The sequence below is a fragment of the Paenibacillus antri genome, from assembly GCF_005765165.1.
GTDB lineage: Bacteria > Bacillota > Bacilli > Paenibacillales > YIM-B00363 > Paenibacillus_AE > Paenibacillus_AE antri.
Map to the genome: position 1 here is coordinate 230511 of NZ_VCIW01000006.1, position 20341 is coordinate 250851.

The following is a 20341-nucleotide window of genomic DNA, read 5'->3' on the forward strand; positions in this document are numbered from 1 at the left end:
CGGAATGAATTTGCCTTATTATCGGACGGTTCGTGCATACGGGGAAGCCGAAATCGTCATCAAGCGGTCGCAGTTCATCGGCCACGCCAAGCCGGTCGACACCGAGGAAGAGGCGGTCGCCTTCATCGAGGAAATCAAGTCGCGGCATAAGCAAGCCACGCATAACTGCTCCGCGTACATGGTCGGCGAGCGCGACCAGCACCAGAAGGCGTCCGACGACGGCGAGCCGAGCGGCACGGCGGGGAAGCCGATTCTCGAGGTGATCAAACACCGGAAGCTGAAGAACGTCGCCGTCGTCGTCACGCGGTATTTCGGCGGGATCATGCTCGGGGCCGGGGGGCTAGTGCGGGCGTATACGGACGGAGCGGTCGCGGGACTCGAAGCGGCGGGCGTCGTGTATAAAGTTTTGCATACGCCGGTCACGCTGACGTTCGATTATTCGCTCCTCGGGACGGTCGAATACGAGCTTCGCGGACGCGGCATCCGGTTCGGAGACATTGAATACGCGGACAAAGTGACAGTTCGATGCTTGCCGAACGCATCCGAAAGTGCGCGTTTTATCGAATGGATTACCGATTTGACTGCTGGTCAAACACAATTGCAAGTGGATGACTCGGAATACCTGGAACATAGTCAACTTCCATCGAACTCCCTTTAATGCTTTTATGCAAAAAAGTGTTGAAGCATTATACTTCCTTGCGTATAATTATACGAAATAGGGGAGGGATAACGGTGGCTAGAAGGATCGTTGAGCAAGAACTTAGCCGGGAGCGTATATTGGACGCGGCCCGAGAGCTGTTTGTCAGCGAAGGATATCGGTCGGTGTCGATGCGCAAGATCGCGGGGAAGCTCGGCTACAGTCACGGATCGATTTACTATTATTTCCAAGACAAGGCGGAATTGTTTTATGCGCTCGTCGTGGAAGATTTCAATGCGCTCATCGCGCGGCAGACGTCTTTGTTGTTCCGGCTGCAGCAGCGCGACGTTCATGCGCTCAAGCAGCTCATGCTGGAATTCGTGCGATTCGGGTTGGACAATCCGCATCATTACGAAATCATGTTCTTGATTCGCGATCCGGAGCTGAAGCGTTATTCCCGCACGGAACAGGCGGAGAACATGAATTTGTTCGCCTCCATTATCCAGGAATGCTTGAACGGCCATCCCGACCGGGAGAAGCTGCAGTTCACGCTGCCGTGGAACTTGTTCATGGCGCTGCACGGACTCATTACGTACGCGATCCAGTTCGAGCTGACGTACGACGAGGTGCTCCCGCTCGCGACGCAGCATGTCGATTTGCTTTGCAGCGCATTCGAGCTAGGAGGGCTGTCCTATGCTAAACCGGGACTGCATTTCGTCCCCAAGCGTAGAGTCAGCGTTTGAGCTGTTGGGCAAGCGGTGGACGGGGCTCATCCTGCAGGCGCTGTTGAACGGGCAGCGTCGGTTCAAGGAAGTGGCCGAGAGCGTCCCCGGCGTGAGCGACCGGATGTTGTCCGAGCGGTTCAAGGAGCTTGAAGAAGCGGGCATCGTCCGCCGGATCGTCTACCCGGAGACGCCCGTCCGCATCGAATACACGCTGACGGAACGGGGCGCCGCGCTGCGTCCTGTCATCGAGCATCTTCGCGAATGGGCGCTCGTCCACGGCGTGGCGGAGGGGAAGGCGAAGGCATCGCCGTGTTGAGATCGGGACAATCGAATACGTCCGGGAACCGATTCCGGCCGCGAAGCGGACAAAAGCCGAGCTTTTGCCGCTTTTTTTTCGTGCTTTCGTCGCATGTTTCGGTTATATTTAGGTCTAAAGATTTATGACGTTAATCGAAGAGGCGGAGAACGGATGTCGTTGAGAACGTTGCAGGCGAAAATCGCCGCGGTGCTGGTCGTCTTTATGGTCGTGCCGTTGGCGGCTGTGGGGGCTTATTTTTTCTATAGCTTGGATCGGGATCTAGGCAGCGTCGAGGAGGAGCAGCTGAAGAGCTTCAGCGCGTCGGGCGTCGAGCTGCTCCGACAGATGGGGGAAGACGCGCTGAACGTCGCGAAATCGTATACGTATTGGGAGGAGTTCCGGGCGGCCGCCGAGGCGAACGATATGCCGTGGATCGAAGAAAACGTGCTTTCGGTGACGGACGTCGTCTCTACCGTGCATTTCGCCGCGCTTGCGGATCCCGACGGGAACGCGATCGGAACGGCGGGAGATGCGGGCGAGTTCGGCTCGTCGTTCGATCCCGCGGTGATGGAGAAGTTCCGGTCGACGCCGGACTTCCACGGGCTCATGGTCGTCGGCGGCCGGCTCGCGGTCGTCGTCGTCTCCGGCGTGACGAACGAGGAAGCGACGAAGGCACCGACCGGCGCGCTCGTCTTCGGCCGGTACGTCGACGAGGCGGTCGTCGCGCAGCTCGGGAAGGTGCTGCATGCCGACGTCTCGGCCGTCGGCGGCGAAGGCGCTCCGGCGGAAGGGTTTCGGATCGTCTCCTCGGATGAAGGGCGCGTCGGGGAGGCGGTCGTCGCGTTGGACGGTTGGAACGGGGAACGCGTCGGCTCGCTGACGGTCGCCGCTCCGCTCAAGGCGTCGGAGCGGGCGCTCGCGAACGCGAGGCTGACGATCGCCCTCGTCGGCGGCGCGATCGTTATCGCGGCCGTCGTGCTGCTCCTGTGGCTGCGATTCAACATCGTGCGTCCGGTACAGCGCATCGCCGGCGCGCTCGGCGCCGTCGCTGAAGGCGATCTGAGCGCGGCGACGGATGCGAAGGATCGGACGCGGCCCGACGAGATCGGAGTGCTTACGATGTCCTACGAGACGATGCGCGAGAGCTTCGGCCGCGTCGTCGGCGACGTGCGCGCGCTGTCCGGCCGGCTGAGCGAATCCGCCTCGGAGACGGCGGCGCTCGCCGATACGTCCAAGGCGGACGGGGAGCGGATGAGCGCCTCCGTCTCGGAGCTGGCGGACGGGGCGCGTCTGCGGCAGGCGAGCGCCGCGGACAGCGCGCAGTCGATGCAGGAGATGGCCGTCGGCATCGGCCGCATCGCGTCGTCGGCCGCTTCGGTGACGGAGACGGCGCATGATGCCAACGATCTGGCCGCCAGCGGCGGCGCGCTCATGGAAGCGGCGATCGTCCAGATGCGGGAGATGCAGCGCTCGATGGAGGCGTCCGTCGCCGCGGCCGAAGCGCAGCGCGATTCGGCGAACCGCGTGGCCGAGGTGCTCGAGCTGATCTCGTCCGTCTCGAAGCAGACGAACCTGCTGGCGCTGAACGCGTCGATCGAGGCGGCCCGCGCGGGTGAGGCCGGGCGCGGCTTCGCCGTCGTCGCCGGCGAAGTGCGCAAGCTCGCCGAGCAGTCCGGCGAAGCGACCGCCCGCGTCGCGGGGCTGCTCGACGCGGTGCGCGAGGGCGCCGCGCAGACGGCGACTTCGCTGCAGCGGGCGGCGCTCGAGGTCGGCGACGGCGCGCGGAAGCTCGACGACGCGTACGAGCGCTTCGGCGACATTCGCGGCGCGATGGCGTCCGTCGGCGGCCAGGTCGAGGACGTGTCCGCCGTCGCGCAGCAGCTCGCCGCGGGCTCGGAGCAGGTGAGCGCCTCCGTGGAGGAGATGTCGGCGTTCTCCGCCGAAGCCGCGGAGCGGGCCGGCGAGCTGAGCGGCTACGCTTCCGAGCAGTACGCGCGGATGGACCGGCTCGCCGGCTCCATGCGGCAGCTCGAGGAGGCGTCGCGGACGCTGTATCGGTTGGTCGAGCCGATGAAGACGAAGTAGATTCGAGGGAGTCCCGACGGCTGCGGCCGGCGGAGGCTCCTTTTTTTCTGCCGCTGACCCGCATCGGGGCGGGAGGCGGAGCGCGGCGGCCGCGGGCGGGTGACCCGAAGCGGGTCAGGGTCGCCGAGCGCCAGGCGCGTTGACCCGTTTCGGGTCAGGAGGCGGAGCGCGACGGCCGCGGGTGACCCGAAACGGGCCAAGGGCGCCGCCGGCGGCGGGCGTGTTGACCCGAAACGGGTCAGGAGGCGGAGCGAGGCAGCCGCGGGTGACCCGAAACGGGCCAGGGACGCCGAGCGCCAGGCGCGTTGACCCGTTTCGGGTCAGGAGGCGGAGCGCGACGGCCGCGGGTGACCCGAAGCGGGCCAGGGTCGCCGAGCACCAGGCGTGTTGACCCGAATCGGGTCAGGAGGCGAAGCGCCACGGCCGCGGGTGACCCGAAACGGGCCAAGGGCGGCGAGTGACAGGCGCGTTGACCCGAATCGGGTCAGGAGGCGGAGCGCGGCGGCTGCAGGTGACCCGAAGCGGGCTAGGGGCGCCGAGCGCCAGGCGCGTTGACCCGTTTCGGGTCAGGAGGCGAAGCGCGACGGCCGCGGGTGACCCGAAACGGGCCAGGACGCCGAGCGCCAGGTGCGTTGACCCGTTTCGGGTCAGGAGGCGAAGCGCGGCGGACGCAGGTGACCCGAAACGGGCCAAGGACGCCGGCGGCGGGCGTGGGTGAATGGGCCAGTCGTAGCGACAGCGGAAATCAGGTAAGGTTAGGCCCCTACCCGAGCTCCAAGACGATGCGCACGCGCTCGACGAACGATTCCGGGTCGATCGGCTTGGCGATGTAACCGGCGACGCCGATGCCGGCCGCCTGCTTCACGCGCGCCTTCGTGGCGTCGCCGGTCAGCAGCAGCACCGGAATCGAGGCGGTCCGCGCGTCGGTCTTCAGCGTCGAGAGCATGTCCAAGCCGTTCATGCCCGGCAGGTTGATGTCGACCAAGTACAAATCGAATTCTTCGGGTTTTACGGACTTCGACAAGAACGATTCCGCATCCGGGAACGGGGCGACCTCGAAGCCGTCGATGTCCAGCAGCGAAGCGACCAACAGTCGGAACGCGCTGGAGTCGTCGATAATAGCGATTCTTTTTCCCACGAACGGGCCTCCGATTTCATGATATAATTTGGGAAAGATGGGTAAAGCGAGGTGGTTCGCCGTGATGAGCGAAGAACGATACCGACGAATCCTGGAAAGCACCAAGTCGTTGTTCCTGGAAGAACTGCGAGTCAAGAGCGCGGATATCGCGGATACGATCGAACGATGGCGCCTCGGATCGGTCGCGGACGACCGATTGGTGGACCATCTCTATCGCCAGACGCATACGCTGAAGGGCGTGGCGCTCACGGTCGGCTTCGCCGACGTGCACGACATCGCCGACGCGGTCAGCGAATTCAAACATCGTCACGAGGAGAGCCCGCTTCCGAAGGAAGAGCTGGACCGTCTCGCCGAACGAGCGATGAAGCTCGAAATCTATCGGTGACGGAGGGTTCATTTTCCAAGTAAGCGCTATTCTTCAATATATCATGTTCTAATATAAGAGAAAACAGACGTCTAAAAGAATCGCAAACCGGAAACACTTGACAGTAATCTGACGGTTACGAGAGTCAAGGAGGAGAAGGAATGCGATTGTCCGGGAACGGCATGTTATGGGATCGCCCGCAGGCGCTGCTAGAAAGCGTCGTGCGTCAAATCGAGAGAATCGTCGTCGGCAAGCGAGAGACGATAGAGCACTTATTGGTAGCTTTGTTATGCGGAGGTCATGCGCTGCTGGAGGACGTGCCGGGCGTCGGGAAGACGCTGCTGGCGAAGACGGCGGCGAAGACGCTCGGCTGTACGTTCGGGCGTATCCAATGCACGCCGGACGTGCTGCCCTCGGACATTACCGGCGTGTCGGTGTACCGCCGATCGACGGAGACGTTCGAGTTCCGCCCGGGGCCGATCATGGCCAACGTCGTGCTGGCGGACGAATTGAACCGCACGACGCCGAAGACGCAGTCGGCGCTTTTGGAAGCGATGGAAGAGCGTCACGTGACGGTGGACGGCGAGACGCATCCGCTGCCGGAGCCGTTCATGGTCATCGCCACGCAAAATCCGAACGGCTTCGAAGGAGCGTACCCGCTGCCGGAAGCGCAGCTGGACCGCTTCCTGCTGAAGCTGCGCCTCGGCTACCCGACGGCGGCGGAGGAAGCCGCGCTGCTGTCGCGTCCCTCCTCCGAGTCGGCGTCGTCGCGGGCGCTCTTGCTGGTCGAGGAGCTTCGCGAGCTGCAGCGCGCGGCGGCGGCCGTCCATGTCGACGAGCCGGTGAAGCTATACATCGTGTCGCTCGTGCAGGCGACGCGGACGTGCGCGGAGCTGTCGCTCGGCGCGAGTCCCCGCGCGTCGCTGGGCTTGTACCGCGCGGCGCAGGCGCTTGCGCTGCTGCGCGGGCGGACGTACGTCGTCCCGGACGACGTGCGCGAGCTCGCGATGCCGGTACTGGCGCATCGACTCGCCGTGCGCCCGGAAGCGAGCTACGCCGGGCATGCGGCCGAGAGCGTCATGGCGCGGCTGCTGGCGACGACGCCGGTGCCGTCGGCCCCGGTCGCCTCGAAGGCGGGGGGTGCGGGCTAATGCGGACGCATCGGTGGGCCGCGCTGGCGGTATGGGCGTTGTTAGGGTGGGGAATGGCCGCGAGAGGCGGGTTCGCATTCTCCTTTTTGTTTTATTCGTACAGCTTCATCGTCGCTTACGGATGGGCCGTCCGCTGGATCGGGCTCCGCGGCGTTCGCGTCACCCGCGAGGTGCGGTGCCCGGACGGGTCCGCGCCGCCGGACGGCGCGTTCGAAGCGGGAGAAGAAGCGATCGTCGAGGTGACGCTGCGCCGGCCGTTCGCGCTGCCGGTTCCTTGGCTCGTCGCCCGCGAACGGATCGGCGAAGCGGAGCACGACTTGCTTCACGGTCCGTGGTGGTCGACGCGCGCGACGTATCGTTACGCGCTGCCGCTGCCGAGCCGGGGCGTGTTCGCCTTCGAGCCGACGGAACTGTGGGCGGGGGACCCGTTCGGCATCGTGCAGCAGCGCGTTCGCGCTCGGGGGGCGGCGAACGCTGAGGTGATCGTCGCGCCGCGGGCGCGGCGATTCGGGTATGAGGTGGAGCACGCGATCCTATCGCTCGGCGACGGACGGGCCTCCGGATCGCGGCGGGACGGCGGCGAGCGGACGGACGTACGCGCGTACCGCGACGGCGATTCGCTCGCCCGCGTGCTATGGAAGCGGGCGGCACGATCGGATGAGTGGTACGTCCGCACGGAGGAGCCGCCGCGCGCCGCGACGGAAACGGCGGTCGTCGTGGACGCCGCCGTCGAAGCGGCGGCGGACGATTGCGCCGAGGCGGCCGCGGGGGTGCTCGTCGCCCTCGGCGTGCGGCGGCGGGCGTTCCGGCTGTACGCCGCCGCCCTCGCCGCCGGCAACGCCGGCGGTTGGCGCCGGCGGTTGGCGGCGCTCGAAGCCGCCGCGCCGCCGCCGATTCGCGCCGGCGGGGCGACGCTGGGCGGCGCCTCCGCCGTCGTCGTCGTCGCGGGCGGCGCCCTGCGGCCGGAGACGGCGGCGCTGTGCCGCGAGTGGCAAACCGGCGGACGCGACGTGCTGCTCCTGCTCGCGCGCGGGGAACCCGGCGTTCGCGCCGGCGATGCGGCGGGCGATGCGGCGGGCGGCGCGGAGCTTCCGGAGGAGCTCGCGTCTTGGCTGCGCCGCGCGGGCGTCCGCATCGCCGTGACGGACGCCGCCGGCGACCGCATCGCTTCGGAAGGAGGCGGGCGCGATGACGACGGTCGGTTCTCCGTTCCTTCGTAATTTGTTCGTTACCGTGCTGCTGTTCGGCTTGTTCTCCGAATGGCTGCGTCCGCTCGCCTCGATGGCGGAGGCGACGGACATGTATCGGCTGCTTCCGTTCCTTGGGGCGCTCGCGTTTTATATGGCGATCGACGCGGGACGCCTTCACGGCGCGATCGGCTGGCCACTGAAGCTGGTCTTTACGGCGCTGTGGATCGGATATTGGTTCCAGCCCGAGGCGCTTTCTTCCGGCCGATGGCTGCTTGATTTTCCGGCGCTCGTCTTGGAGGATGCGAGCGGCTTGCTGTCCGGCGTCTGGCTCGTCAGCCCGGAGACGCGAACGCTGCTGTTCCTCGCCGGCTGGGCGGCGCTCGCGTACGCGGTGCAGCGCATCGTGACGGAGCGCGGCCAGGCGTTATGGTTCGTCGGGTCGACGCTGCTGTTCCTCGTCCTGCTTCAGCTGTGGCCGGGGCTCGATACGACCGGCGGCATCTTGCGGTCGGCCGCGTTCGGGCTGCTGCTGCTCACGACGCAGCACGGGACGAAGTGGGAGCGGCTGCTGGGGAATCGCTTCGCGGAAAGCCGTGGGGCGGCGCTCTCCCGCATCGCCGCCGGCGCCTTATGCGCCGCGATCGCGCTCGGCTCGGGTTACGGCTTGTCCGCGCGGGAGCCCGCGGCGGTCGAGCCGGTGTCGCTCGAGCGATGGGCCGACTGGGCGCGGAGCGCGGCGACGTCGCGGGGGGAGGGGACCTTCGCCTCCGCCCTCCCGGCGGCGACCGGGTACGGCGTCGACGACAGCCGGCTCGGCCGGGCGGTGTCGCCGGACGACGCGCTCGCCTTCACGGCGACGACGGAGCTCGCGACGTATTGGCGGGGCGAGAGCAAGGACGTCTACACCGGCCGAGGCTGGCGGAGCAGCGCGCTCGGCGAGACGGCCGCGACGTTCCGCGCCGCAGAAGCCCCCGAGGGGGCCGTCGTCATATCGCAGCAGGTGGACGTGCTGTCGCGCGCCTTGGAGCGCAACGTCTTCGCCGGCGGTCAGGTGCTGCGCTTCCCGGAGCTGACGGACGACGACGGCGCGAGGCTGTCCGACATTCACCTGCGGTACGACGCGGAAGACGGCTCGTATTTCGTCGGGACGAACGCGGTGCGGCTAGGCTCGTACCGGATGGAGACGGCGCTCGCGGCGAGCGATCCGTCGGCGCTCGTCGCGGACGGTTCGCCGGAGACGGACATATCCTCGGCGCGATATTTGCAGCTGCCGGGTTCGCTGCCGCAGCGGGTGCGCGACTTGGCCCGCGACATCGTGCGGGACGTGCCGGCGCATCCGTACTTGCAGGCGGTCGCCGTACAGTCGTATTTGCAGGAGCATTACCGCTACACGTTGGAGACGGACGTGCCGCCGGAAGGGGCCGACTTCGTCGATCATTTCCTGTTCGACGCGGAGGAGGGGTATTGCAACCATTTCTCGACGGCGATGGTCGTGCTGCTCCGTTCGATCGGCGTCGAGGCGCGATGGGTGAAAGGCTTCGCGCCGGGCACGCCGGATCCGGACCGGCCGGGCACGTACGCGGTGCGGCAATCCGACGCCCACTCCTGGGTCGAGGTGCGGTTCGCGGACGCGGGCTGGGTGCCGTTCGAAGCGACGCCGCCGGCGTCCGCAGAAGGCGTCGAAGCCGGCTTCGCGGGGCTCGGCGCGGAGCCGGCCAACATGCTGCTGCCGCAGGGCACCGTGCTCGCGGCGGCCGCGGCGGCGGCGACGGCGACCGCATCGGCTACGGCATCGGCCGGGGACGAAGCCGAAACGGGCGGGGGGGCCGCCTCCGCCGAGGCGTGGCTCGCGTCCGCGCGGGAGCGGCTGCGCGGCGGCCTCGACGCGGCGGCAGCCGCCTTCGACGCCGCGGCGCGGCGCGTGCCGCGCGAATGGGCGGCGCCGCTCGGCTGGGCGCTCGCCGGCGGCGCGACCGCCGCCGCGGCGCTCGGCGCGGCCTTCGCGCTGGCGCGGCTCGTCCGCGGCGCGGCGCCCGGCTACGCGGCGTTCCCCGCGCCGCCGCAGCGCCGCCGGCTCGACCGGCTGTGGCGCCGCCTCTATCGGCGCCACGGCCCCAGAACGCCGGAGGAGACGCTGCGCGACTATGCGGCGCGGCTGCCGGCGGAGACGCCGGAGGCGCGGGCGGCGCTGCTCGAGCTCGTCCGCCGCGACGAGGCGATCCGCTACGGCGGCGGCTCGGGACGGCCGGTGTCGCGGCGCTGGGTGAAGGACGTCTGGCGAACGATCGCGAAGCGAGCCAAATAATGGCTATAATAAGAGCAGAACCGATTCGGAAAACGAAAGGGGCGCTCTAGCGCATGACGCACAACGATATTGCTTTACTGTTCCTGCATGGATTCCCGTTCAGTCCGGAGATGTGGGCGCCGCAGCGGGAAGCGTTCGAAGCGCAAGGCTTCCGCGTCGTCGCGCCGGATTTGCGGCTCGAGACGTCGCCCGCCACGATGGACGAGATGGCCGACAAGGCGATCGCGGCGCTCGACGCGGCGGCCGGCGAAGCGGCGAAGGCAGTCGTCATCGGCTTTTCGATGGGCGGGTACGTCGCGTTCTCGCTGCTCGAGCGATACGGCGATCGAGTGGCCGGACTCGCGCTCGCGGATACGCGGGCGGAGGCCGACAGCGAGGAAGGGAAGGCGGGGCGGCGCGCGCTGGCGGCGAACGCGCTGGAGCAAGGACCGCAGGCGGCCGTCGACGCGATGCTGCATAAGCTGCTGTCGCCGAAGACGACCGATCGCCGCCCGGACGTCCGTCGCGAAGCCGAGCGCATCATGCTGTCCGCGTCGCCCGCCGCGATCGCGGCCGCCGCGCTCGGCATGGCCGCGCGGCAGGATCGGACGGCCTCGCTCGGCGGCATTCGCGTCCCGACGCTCGTCATCGTCGGCGAGGACGACGCGATCACGCCGCCCGACGTCGCCGAGAAGATGGCGGGCGCGATCCCCGGCGCGGCGCTCCGCGTCGTCCCGGAGGCGGGTCATCTGTCCAATCTCGAGCGCCCCGAGCTGTTCAACGAGGCACTCTCCGCATGGCTCTCGAAACTTTAGTGGTTGCCATGGGGTCGAACGATCTTGTAGAATAGTTTCTATTATTATTAGGGGGCTCGTACATTCCGATGAACAAACCGAACGAAATCGTCGTCGTCCTCGACTTCGGCGGGCAGTACAACCAATTGATCGCCCGACGCATTCGGGACCTCGGCGTGTACAGCGAATTGCTGCCGTATAACACGAGCGCCGAGAAAATCCGCGAGCTCGCGCCGAAAGGCATCGTCTTCTCCGGAGGTCCGGCAAGCGTCTACGGCGAAAACTCGCCGCTCGTCGATCCGGCCGTCTACGACCTCGGCGTGCCGATCCTCGGCATCTGCTACGGCATGCAAATGATGAGCCATCAGCTGCAAGGCAAAGTCGAAGCCGCGGGCAAGCGCGAATACGGCAAGGCGATGGTTCGCTTCGCGCCGGACTGCGTCCTGACGTCGGGGCTTACCGGCGAGCAGCAGGTATGGATGAGCCACAGCGACCTCGTCATCGAGGCGCCGGCGGGCTTCGCGATCGACGCCAGCACCGAGCATGCGCCGATCGCCGCGATGAGCCATCGCGAACGGAATTTGTACGCGGTGCAGTTCCATCCGGAAGTGCGCCACACGACGTACGGCAACGACATGATCAAGAACTTCCTGTTCGAGGTATGCGGCTGCGAAGGCGAATGGAGCATGACGACGTTCATCGAAGACGCGATTCGCGACATCCGCGAGCAAGTCGGCGACAAGAAGGTGCTGTGCGCCCTGTCCGGCGGCGTCGACTCGTCCGTCGTCGCGATTCTCATTCACAAGGCGATCGGCGACCGCTTGACGTGTATGTTCATCGACCACGGCCTCTTGCGCAAGGGCGAAGCCGAAAGCGTCATGGAGACGTTCGTCGGCAAGTTCGACATGAAGGTCGTCAAGATCGACGCGCGCGACCGGTTCCTCGGCAAGCTCGCGGGCGTGGACGATCCGGAGCAAAAGCGCAAGATCATCGGCAACGAGTTCATCTACGTTTTCCAGGAAGAGTCCGCGAAGTTCGACGACTTCGAATTCCTGGCGCAGGGCACGCTCTACACCGATATCGTGGAGAGCGGCACGGCGACGGCGCAGACGATCAAGTCGCATCATAACGTCGGCGGTCTGCCGAAGGACATCAAGTTCAAGCTCGTCGAGCCGCTGAAGGCGCTGTTCAAGGACGAGGTGCGCAAGGTGGGCGAAGAGTGCGGCCTGCCGGCGGAAATCGTATGGCGCCAGCCGTTCCCGGGTCCGGGTCTCGCGATCCGCGTGCTCGGCGAGGTGACGGAGGACAAGCTCGAGATCGTGCGCGAATCCGACGCCATTCTGCGCGAGGAAATCGCGAAGGCCGGCCTCGACCGCGAAATCTGGCAATACTTCACCGCGCTGCCGAACATGAAGAGCGTCGGCGTCATGGGCGACGCCCGGACGTACTCGTATACGGTCGGCATCCGCGCCGTCACGTCGATCGACGGCATGACCGCCGACTGGGCGCGCATTCCGTGGGACGTGCTCGAGAACATCTCGACGCGCATCGTGAACGAAGTGAACAACGTCAACCGGGTCGTCTACGACATTACGTCGAAGCCGCCGGCGACGATCGAGTGGGAATAAGGGTTGGAAAATGGAAAAGGCCTGCGCCATCGCGCAGGCCTTTCTTTTTCTCCGTCGGTCTCCCCGCGGTAAACTTCCTGTAGCGGAAATCCTCCCTTTCATCAGCCTGATCGGGGCGGCAACCGCTGATTGGACGGGAAAACCTCCCGCTTATTCGCGGGAAATGGACGAAAATCGTTGGTTATGGCGGAATAAGAGGGAAGATTTCCCGTCCAAGGGCCGTTTCAGATGTCTGTTGCGGAGGTGAGCGGGAGGTTTTCCCGTTTGCTTCTCCGAAGAAATACCGGCCGAACAGCCCTAGCGGGGCGGCTGAGCGAAGGGAAGTCGAGGAGAAGGAACGGCGGGAGTGAACCCGCAGCTCCGCCGCCCCCGCCGCCGCCCCCGCCGCCGCACCTGCCGCCCCGACACCTTACCGCTTGCCGTTAAACAGATTCGCGCCCGTATATTTGTCGCCGACCGGGTACTCGTTGTACTTGAACGTCGGCGAGCCCAACGATTCGTAAAGCTCGGTGTAGCCGTCCAAGATGTCTTGGCCGCCGCTCTTCAGCCAATCCTGCGCGAACGCGTCGAATTCGTCGACGCTGCGCTGCCCCATGACGACCTCGGTGTAGAACGTATCGACCTTCGTAGCGAGGTCGATCTTCTTCGCGACGAGCTCGGGCTGCGGCGGCATGAAGAAGACGGGATCCACGTCGTTCTTCGCGCTGTTTCGCTCGACCGGGTAATAATATTCGGCCCACTCGGCCATGACGCCGTACATGTTGTACCATTCTTCCGGCGTGGCGAGCTGCTTGAAGTAGACGGACCAGGCGATCTCGAGCCCTTCCTGCGTCGGCACGATGTCGTCGCCGTCGCGGGTGAAGTGCTGTCCCTCGATGCCGTAATTCGTAACCTCCTGCGTCTCCGGCTTCAGCAGAAACTCGATGAATTCCACGGCGGCCTGCACGTCGTTCGTCCCTTTGGCGATCGCGGCGGACGGACCGATCGGGAAGTACGCCCGCGAGTACGACGGATTACCGTCCGCGCCCGTCGGGAAATCCATGAACTTCACGTCCGCGCCGGCCTCGGTCATCGTCGGGATGATCGTCTTGGACGGCCACGGGTAATCGAGCACGAACAAGCCGATCTGGCCTCCGGTGAACATCTCCTGCAGGCTTTGTCCGTTCAGCATCGAGAAGTCTTTCGGAATCATGCCGTCCTTGTACAGCTGGCTCATGTACGTAAGGTACCGTTTCGCTTCCGGCCGAACCGGGTTGAAGACGACCTTGCCGTCCCGCAGCGCGAACTCCGTCGGGATGCCGAACATGCCCATGAACGGGGAAAAGGCAGCTCCGTTCGGCGGTCCGCTGATGCCGATCGGCACGACGCCGCGGTCCTTGAACTTCTTCAGCATGTCGTTGAATTCGGCGAACGTCTTCGGCTGATCCGTCATGCCGCTCTCGAGCACCCAATCTTTGCGGACGAGGAACGCCGCGCCTTGGGCGGCGATCGCGTCCGGCATCAAGATGCCGTACCGCTTACCGTCGATCGTAGCGGCGCTCTGAATGTCGGGGTATACGTTTTCTAAGGACGTACCCGCGATATATTCGTCGAGCGGCTCCAGCACGTCTTGGTTGACCATGTTCGCCAGCCACTCGGTGCCGCCTTTAATAATGATGCCGTTCGCCTCGCCCGAGACGAGCATGGCGTTCAGCTTCTCGTCGCCGCCTTCGAGCGGCAAAATCTCGATTTCGATATCGAAGCCGCTATGCTCGCGCCAATAATCCATAATGAAGTTATCGTCCTTCGTAACGCCTTCGGGAAACTCCTGCACGTTGCCGCCGACGATGAGCTTCACCTTCTTGCGATCTCCGTCGCCGGACGTCTCGCCGCCGCCGCCCGTGCAAGCGGCCAACAATGATGCGATCGTAAGCGCGACGACCAATAAGCTCCAAATCCTTTTCATCGAACCTCAGTCCCCTTCTCATTCGATTGTACGTGCCTTGCCCCGCGTCAACCCTTGATCCCGCCGATGAACACCCCCTTGACGAAATACTTCTGAAGGAACGGATACACGATGAGAATCGGCAATATCGTAAACAGGACGGCCGCCCCCTGCACGGAGAGCAGGGCGTGCTCGTGCGCGACGTAGACGGTCATGATCGAGCCGTTGGAGGAGTTGATCAGATTTTTCAAGACGATCTGCAGCGTATACAGATGCGACGAGTTGACGTACATCAAGACGTCGAACCAGCTGTTCCAGCGGAAGACGGCGTAGAACAGCGTAATGGTAGCGAGCACCGGCTTCGACAGCGGCACGATGATGTGGAGCAGCACCTTCCAGTTGGACGCGCCGTCGAGCTTCGCGGATTCTTCGAAGTCCTGCGGCACGGAGCGGAAGAACGACATCAGTATAATGACGTTGAACGCGCTGATCATGTGCGGGATGAGCAGCGCCCAGAACGTATCCAAGAGGCCGAGCGTCCGCACGACGAGATACGTCGGGATGATGCCGCCGTTGAACAGCATCGTGAAGACGATCATCAGGGAGAAGAAGCGAGCCCCCTTGAGATAGCGGCGCGACAGCGGGTAGGCGGTCAGCACCGTCATGACGAGCGCCAGCGCGGTGAACGCGAGGGTGGCCGACGCCGTGATCCAGAACGCCCGTTGGAACGCGAAGCTGCCGAAGACGAACTGCACGGCGCCCGTCGTGAACCCCTTGGGCCAGAGCAGCACCTGACCGGCCTGCACGAACCCTTCGCTGCTGAAGCTCATGGCGAGCAGCCGGACGAACGGAAGGATGCAGAGCAAGGTCATGAGCAGCAGAATCGCATAGGATACGACCGTAACAACGGTTTCTTGCCGGTCCCGGATTACCATATCGAATCGCCCCCTAATTTTCTGGCCGTTCGGTTCGCCAGGTAGACGAGCAGGAACGACACGACGGATTGGAACAGGCCGACGGCGGTCGTATAGCTAAGCCGCAGCTGCCCGAGCCCGATCCGGTACACGTACGTCTGAATGACGTCGGCGACGTTGTACACGGCGGGGCTGTACATGAGCAAAATCTGCTCGAAGTCGCCGGTGACGAGGCTGCCCATGCTGAGGATGAGCAGCAGCGTCATCGTCGTCTGGATGCCGGGCAGCGAAATATGCCACATTTGCCGCAGCTTCGAGGCGCCGTCGATTCTGGCAGCTTCGTACAGATGCTGGTCGATGCCGGTCAGCGCCGCGAGGTAGAGAATCGTGCCCCAGCCCGCGCCCTTCCAGATGTCCGACAGCACGAGCATCGTCCGGAACGACGAGGCGTCGCTGAGGAAGGCGATCGGCTCGAAGCCGAGCATCTTCAGGAAGTCGTTCAAAATCCCGTTGTCGAACGAGAAGATGCTGATCATGAGCGTCGCGACCACCGCCCACGAAAGGAAGTGGGGGAGGTAGATGACCGATTGAATCGTCCGCAGGACGAACCGCTGCCGGATTTCGTTCATGGCGAGCGCCAGCACGATCGGCACGGGGAAGCCGAAGAGCAGCTTGAGCGAGCTGATCAACACCGTGTTGCGAAGGATGACGTAGAAGTACTCGTCTTGGAACAACGCGGCGAAATGCTTGAACCCGACGAAGGCGCTGCCGGCCAGCCCTTGCCCGATTTTGAAGTCCTGAAAGGCGATAAATATCCAAACCATCGGGAAATACGAAAAAATTAGGAAAAACAAAATCCCCGGCGTCAGCATGACGTACAGATCGAGATTTCGAAGCGTTTTCATAAATCGGAGCTCCCATTCCGAAACGCTTTCATTTTTCATACCCCCTACTGTCTTTGATCATAATATTTTCTATCATATGTTACTGAATGATGTTATATTATAACGTTTATTCGAATCGGTCAATTGAATATTCTCGTTTTTTAATAATTCATTATTTGATATTAGCGTTTTCGGTGGGTATACCCGGAACCCGAACGTAAATACGACGGACACCTTACAATGTTCGGTTTTTTTATTGACAGAAATAATTAACCACGCTTACAATAAGTATCGTCGTCCGTCAATCTTCCTAATAATATTTGGAAAAAGGACGACACTACATACGAAATCGAATAATGATGGGGAGTTGTTTCGACCGATGGATCGCTTATTTCAACTGAAGGCGAGAGGGACGAACGTTCGCACGGAATTGATCGCGGGACTTACGACGTTCATGACGATGGCGTACATCCTGTTCGTCAACCAGATCTTCCTGGGACCGAGCGGCGCGGGCATGCCGGCGGAAGCGGTGTTTTTCGCGACGGCGCTCGGAGCGGGTCTCGTCACGATCGCGATGGGCCTCTTCGTAAACATTCCGGTCGCGCTGGCGCCGGGCATGGGACTTAACGCGTACTTCATGAGCGTCGTGCTGAGCTCGAACGGGGAGATCACTTGGCAGACGGCGCTGGGCGCCGTATTCATCTCGGGGATCATCTTCATCATCTTAACGGTAACGAAGGTACGTCAGATGCTCGTTACGGCGGTGCCGAACAGCATCAAGGTCGGCATTACGGTCGGTATCGGCTTGTTCATCGCGATCATCGGCTTCAAGCTTAGCAACATCGTGGCGATCTCGGTCAACCCGGGCGTCGACGCGACCGTTCCGGTCCCGGGCTCGGGCTTCAACCTGATGCTCGGCTCGTTCAACCCGGCGACGCACCCGGACACGTTCCTGGCGCTGCTGGGCCTGATCATCATCGGCATTCTGATGGCGCTGAAGGTGCGCGGCGCGCTCCTGATCGGCATCGTCGCGACGACGATCATCGGCGGCCTGCCGTTCCTCGGCCTGAACGTCGTCGACTTCGGCGCGCTCGGCACGGCGAACTGGATTCCCAGCTTCGACAACCTCGCCGTCGGCCAGCTCGATATCGGCGCGGCGCTCGGCGTAGGCTTGCTTGAAATCATCTTCGTCTTCACGTTCGTCGAGCTGTTCGACACGTTCGGCACGCTCGTCGGCACGGTCTCGAAGGCGGGCATCGACGTGAACCAGCCGGAAGGGAAGAAGACGATCGGCAAGGCGATGATGGTCGACGCGGCGGGCGTCAGCACCGGCGCGCTGCTCGGCACGAGCACGATCACCGCGTACATCGAGAGCGCATCGGGCGTGTCCGAGGGCGGCCGCACCGGCCTGACGTCGGTGACGACCGGCATCCTGTTCATTCTCGCTCTGCTCATCCTGCCGCTCGCCGGCATCGTGCCGTCCGCGGCGACCGCTCCGGCGCTCATCATCGTCGGCGTGCTCATGATGAGCTCGGTCAAGGAAATTCAATGGGACGACTTCACGCAGGCGTTCCCGGCGTTCCTTACGATCGTGTTCATGCCGTTCACGGGCAGCATCGCCAACGGCATCTCGGCGGGCATCGTCACGTACGTCGTCGTCGCGGGCTTCTGCAACTTGTTCTCGCTGAAGAAGGCGCCGATTCACTGGATGATGTGGCTGCTGGCGGCGCTCGTCGTCGCGCGGTTCGCGTTCTTCGGCGGAGAGTAATCGTTTCGTTTCGGAAAGTCGTTCGCCGTAGGGCCGTCTCCCAAGGGAGGCGGCCCTTTTCTTACGTCTAAGGGCATAATGACAGGCTATTAGGGGAAGACGTATACTGGATGTAAATCTTTGCTAAGAGGGAGGGAGATCATGGGTTTTTGGAAGCGCTTTATTCGGAGGGCGAATCGACGTCGAAGCGCTTTTCTCACGTTGTTATCGTCGTATATCGCGATTTTCCTGCTGCCCGTCATGATCGGGGCGGTCGTCTACGACAAAGTAGAGGGCATTATGGTCGAGAACGCCTCGCGTTCCAATAAGGCGATGCTGGAGCAGGTTCGCTTGGCCGTCGACAACCGCATGTCCGAGGTGGAGAAGTTGGCGGTTCAAATCTCGCTCAATCCGAAGCTGCAATGGCTGCTGGACAGCAAGGATTACGGCGATTCCCAGGAATTATACAAGTTCATCGAATTCATGAAGGATTTGGCCCGGTACGGCACGGTCAGCAGCTCCATCAACAACTTCTACGTGTACTTCGCGAACACCGACACCGTCTTGACGCCCAGCATGCGCACGAATTCCCGAATGTACTACAACGAAATTTCCGGCTACAAGGACGTAAGCTACGACGCCTACCGAGAGCAGGTGCTCGAAGGCTATCATCTTCGCTCGATTCTCCCCTCTGCCGCGCTGCGGAACGACGCCCGCGTCGTCACGTACGCGCAATCGCTTCCGCTCGGCGAACGGACGGCGCCGAAGGGCACCTTGATCATCCTCGTCGACGAGAAGCAAATCCGCGATTTACTCGAGCAGATCGAATGGGTGAACAGCGGGTCCATCTACATTCTGAACGAAGACCGGGACATCGTCATGACGACGGCGTCGGACGACGAACTGTCCGCTCGCTTGAAGTCCCGGTTGAACACTGGGCAGGATTACTTGTCCTACGTCAACGACGCCGGCCGGGAGATGATGGTTACGTATACGTCTTCGGCGGACAACGGCTGGACGTACGTATCCGTCGTTCCGAAGAACATCGTGCTGGCGAAGGTCATGACGGTCAAGTCCTGGGCCGTCTCGCTCGTGCTCGTCTGTCTGCTCGGCGGTGCCGTCGCTTCTTATTCCATGGCCTATAAAAATTATCGTCCGATCCGGGAGGTCGTCAACGCGCTCGTGCAAGGCCGAAGCATGCCCCGGGACCGTTCCTCGAACGAATACGACTTCATCAAGCAATCGATCGCGTCCTCGATCGCCGAGGAGCGCCGTCTGCAGCGGACGATCTCGAAGCAGGCGCCGGTCATTCAGGCGGACTTCCTATCCCGGCTCGTTCGCGGACACGTCGACGCCTCCTCGATCACGGACGAAGACTTACGCTTTATGGGCGTGAGCTTCCTGTCGGACCGCTTCTGCGTCGTGCTGGTGGACGTCGACGACGGCAAGCGGTTCATGCGGGAAGATTCCGAGAAGGAATGGGCGCTCGTCCGCTTCGTCGTCGGCAATCTGGGCGGCGAGCTGCTCGGCGAGGCCGGCCACTCGATCGAGATGGAGCGCAACCGCGTGCTGTTCCTGATCAGCCTGCCGGAGCGGGAGCCCGAGACGTCGGCGTACTTGTCCGACTTCGTCCGTCAGCTCCGCGAGCTGCTGGACGGCCGCTTCCTGACGCAGGTCACCTTGGCGATCAGCCGCGTGCACCGGGGGCTCGGGAAAATCGCGGAGGGGTACGGAGAAGCGATTCTGGCGCTCGATTACAAGCTGATCAAGGGGCATCATTCGATCATCTATTACGACGATCTCGCCGAGCTGGAGCTGGGCCATTACCATTACCCGACGGCCGTCGAGGCGCAGCTGATGAATTACGTGAAGAGCGGCGATTTCGAAAATGCGGAGACGGCGCTGAACCAAATTTACGAGGTGAACTTCCACGCCGGCGGCTTGACGCCGGAGATGGGCAAGTGCCTCTTCTTCGACCTGGTGAGCACCTACTTCAAGCTCGCGGCGACGCTGGGGCCGGCGGAGACGCCGTTCGGAGAGCCGGACCCCGCCAAGTGGGTGTCGGGCGGCGCCACCGCCGAGGAGATGTTCCGCCGAACGAAAGCGTTGTTCCGGCAGCTGTGCGAACGGATGGACAGCGAGCGTCCCCGGCCGGGCGACCAGCTGTATCAACGCATTCAGCGGTACGTGGAAGCGCACGTGCCGGACGGCAATCTCGGCCTTAACGCCATCGCCGACCACTTCGGCATGAACCCCGCGTATTTATCCTCCTTCTTCAAGAAGCATTGCGGAGAGAACGTGTCCGATTACATCGCGCGCGTTCGCGTGTCCGAGAGCAAGAAGCTCTTGAGGGACACCGATTGGACGTTAGCCGAAATCGCCGAGAAAGTCGGCTACGCGGGCAGCGTGGGCCTCATTCGGGTATTCAAGAAGCTCGAGGGCATCACCCCGGGGCAATACCGCGCGAACTTGGAAAACGAAGAACGGATAACCGTTCTAAAAAATCGATAACGGCCGTTCCAAACATCGGATAACGGATCAAGCGAAGGTACGATTTTCTTTGTTTCCTCCTCTGTTT

Annotated in this window: 16 protein-coding genes; 12 read left to right on the top strand and 4 right to left on the bottom strand. The window is 63.5% G+C overall.

The window, feature by feature from the left end; genetic code table 11:
- Positions 1 to 4 precede the first annotated feature (4 nt).
- The 4 genes from FE782_RS12185 to FE782_RS12200 all read left to right on the top strand — a co-directional run bounded on the left by FE782_RS12185 (position 5) and on the right by FE782_RS12200 (position 3745).
- A complete protein-coding gene (locus tag FE782_RS12185) occupies positions 5 to 658 on the top strand; it encodes a YigZ family protein (protein WP_138194356.1) in 654 nt (217 codons plus the stop codon).
- Positions 659 to 732: 74 nt separating this feature from the next.
- The gene (locus tag FE782_RS12190) at positions 733 to 1380 is read left to right on the top strand and encodes a TetR/AcrR family transcriptional regulator (protein ID WP_138194357.1); all 648 of its coding nucleotides are present in this window, start codon (positions 733 to 735) and stop codon (positions 1378 to 1380) included.
- Complete coding sequence (locus FE782_RS12195; RefSeq protein ID WP_138194358.1) at positions 1331 to 1678, top strand: winged helix-turn-helix transcriptional regulator; 348 nt, start codon at positions 1331 to 1333, stop codon at positions 1676 to 1678. The genes FE782_RS12190 and FE782_RS12195 overlap by 50 nt, the downstream gene beginning before the upstream one ends.
- Before the next feature lie 153 nt (positions 1679 to 1831).
- Positions 1832 to 3745, top strand: a complete 1914-nt coding sequence (locus tag FE782_RS12200; protein WP_158299363.1) for a methyl-accepting chemotaxis protein — start codon at positions 1832 to 1834, stop codon at positions 3743 to 3745.
- Between the two features lie 763 nt (positions 3746 to 4508).
- On the opposite strand, the gene FE782_RS12205 is transcribed toward FE782_RS12200, so the two are convergent.
- Positions 4509 to 4883 carry a response regulator gene (locus tag FE782_RS12205; protein ID WP_158299364.1) on the bottom strand — a complete coding sequence of 125 codons (375 nt, stop codon included), beginning with the start codon at positions 4881 to 4883 and terminating at the stop codon, positions 4509 to 4511.
- Between the two features lie 64 nt (positions 4884 to 4947).
- On the opposite strand from FE782_RS12205, the gene FE782_RS12210 reads away from it, so the two are divergent.
- The 6 genes from FE782_RS12210 to guaA all read left to right on the top strand — a co-directional run bounded on the left by FE782_RS12210 (position 4948) and on the right by guaA (position 12294).
- A complete protein-coding gene (locus FE782_RS12210; protein WP_158299365.1) occupies positions 4948 to 5268 on the top strand; it encodes an Hpt domain-containing protein in 321 nt (106 codons plus the stop codon).
- A 140-nt stretch (positions 5269 to 5408) separates the two neighbouring features.
- The gene (locus FE782_RS12215; RefSeq protein WP_202914520.1) at positions 5409 to 6398 is read left to right on the top strand and encodes an AAA family ATPase; all 990 of its coding nucleotides are present in this window, start codon (positions 5409 to 5411) and stop codon (positions 6396 to 6398) included.
- A complete protein-coding gene (locus FE782_RS12220; RefSeq protein WP_138194362.1) occupies positions 6398 to 7618 on the top strand; it encodes a DUF58 domain-containing protein in 1221 nt (406 codons plus the stop codon). The genes FE782_RS12215 and FE782_RS12220 overlap by 1 nt, the downstream gene beginning before the upstream one ends.
- Positions 7587 to 9893 (top strand): DUF4129 domain-containing transglutaminase family protein, encoded by a 2307-nt coding sequence (locus FE782_RS12225; RefSeq protein WP_138194363.1) that lies wholly within the window; start codon positions 7587 to 7589, stop codon positions 9891 to 9893. The genes FE782_RS12220 and FE782_RS12225 overlap by 32 nt, the downstream gene beginning before the upstream one ends.
- Before the next feature lie 53 nt (positions 9894 to 9946).
- The gene (locus FE782_RS12230; protein WP_138194364.1) at positions 9947 to 10687 is read left to right on the top strand and encodes an alpha/beta fold hydrolase; all 741 of its coding nucleotides are present in this window, start codon (positions 9947 to 9949) and stop codon (positions 10685 to 10687) included.
- Between the two features lie 68 nt (positions 10688 to 10755).
- Positions 10756 to 12294 carry a glutamine-hydrolyzing GMP synthase gene (gene guaA, locus FE782_RS12235; RefSeq protein WP_138194365.1) on the top strand — a complete coding sequence of 513 codons (1539 nt, stop codon included), beginning with the start codon at positions 10756 to 10758 and terminating at the stop codon, positions 12292 to 12294.
- A gap of 409 nt (positions 12295 to 12703) precedes the next feature.
- Here guaA and FE782_RS12240 read toward each other — a convergent pair whose 3' ends face one another.
- Genes FE782_RS12240 through FE782_RS12250 form a run of 3 tightly spaced genes read right to left on the bottom strand, consistent with a single transcriptional unit; the run spans position 12704 to position 16037 of the window.
- The gene (locus FE782_RS12240; protein ID WP_138194366.1) at positions 12704 to 14239 is read right to left on the bottom strand and encodes an extracellular solute-binding protein; all 1536 of its coding nucleotides are present in this window, start codon (positions 14237 to 14239) and stop codon (positions 12704 to 12706) included.
- 47 nt (positions 14240 to 14286) lie between these two features.
- Positions 14287 to 15153 (bottom strand): carbohydrate ABC transporter permease, encoded by an 867-nt coding sequence (locus tag FE782_RS12245; protein WP_138194367.1) that lies wholly within the window; start codon positions 15151 to 15153, stop codon positions 14287 to 14289.
- Positions 15147 to 16037 (bottom strand): ABC transporter permease, encoded by an 891-nt coding sequence (locus FE782_RS12250; RefSeq protein WP_138194368.1) that lies wholly within the window; start codon positions 16035 to 16037, stop codon positions 15147 to 15149. The genes FE782_RS12245 and FE782_RS12250 overlap by 7 nt, the downstream gene beginning before the upstream one ends.
- A 358-nt stretch (positions 16038 to 16395) precedes the next feature.
- Here FE782_RS12250 and FE782_RS12255 point away from each other — a divergent pair, with 358 nt between their 5' ends.
- Positions 16396 to 17784, top strand: a complete 1389-nt coding sequence (locus FE782_RS12255) for an NCS2 family permease (protein WP_138194369.1) — start codon at positions 16396 to 16398, stop codon at positions 17782 to 17784.
- A 141-nt stretch (positions 17785 to 17925) separates the two neighbouring features.
- Positions 17926 to 20274 (top strand): helix-turn-helix domain-containing protein, encoded by a 2349-nt coding sequence (locus FE782_RS12260; protein WP_138194370.1) that lies wholly within the window; start codon positions 17926 to 17928, stop codon positions 20272 to 20274.
- The last annotated feature ends 67 nt before the right edge of the window (positions 20275 to 20341 follow it).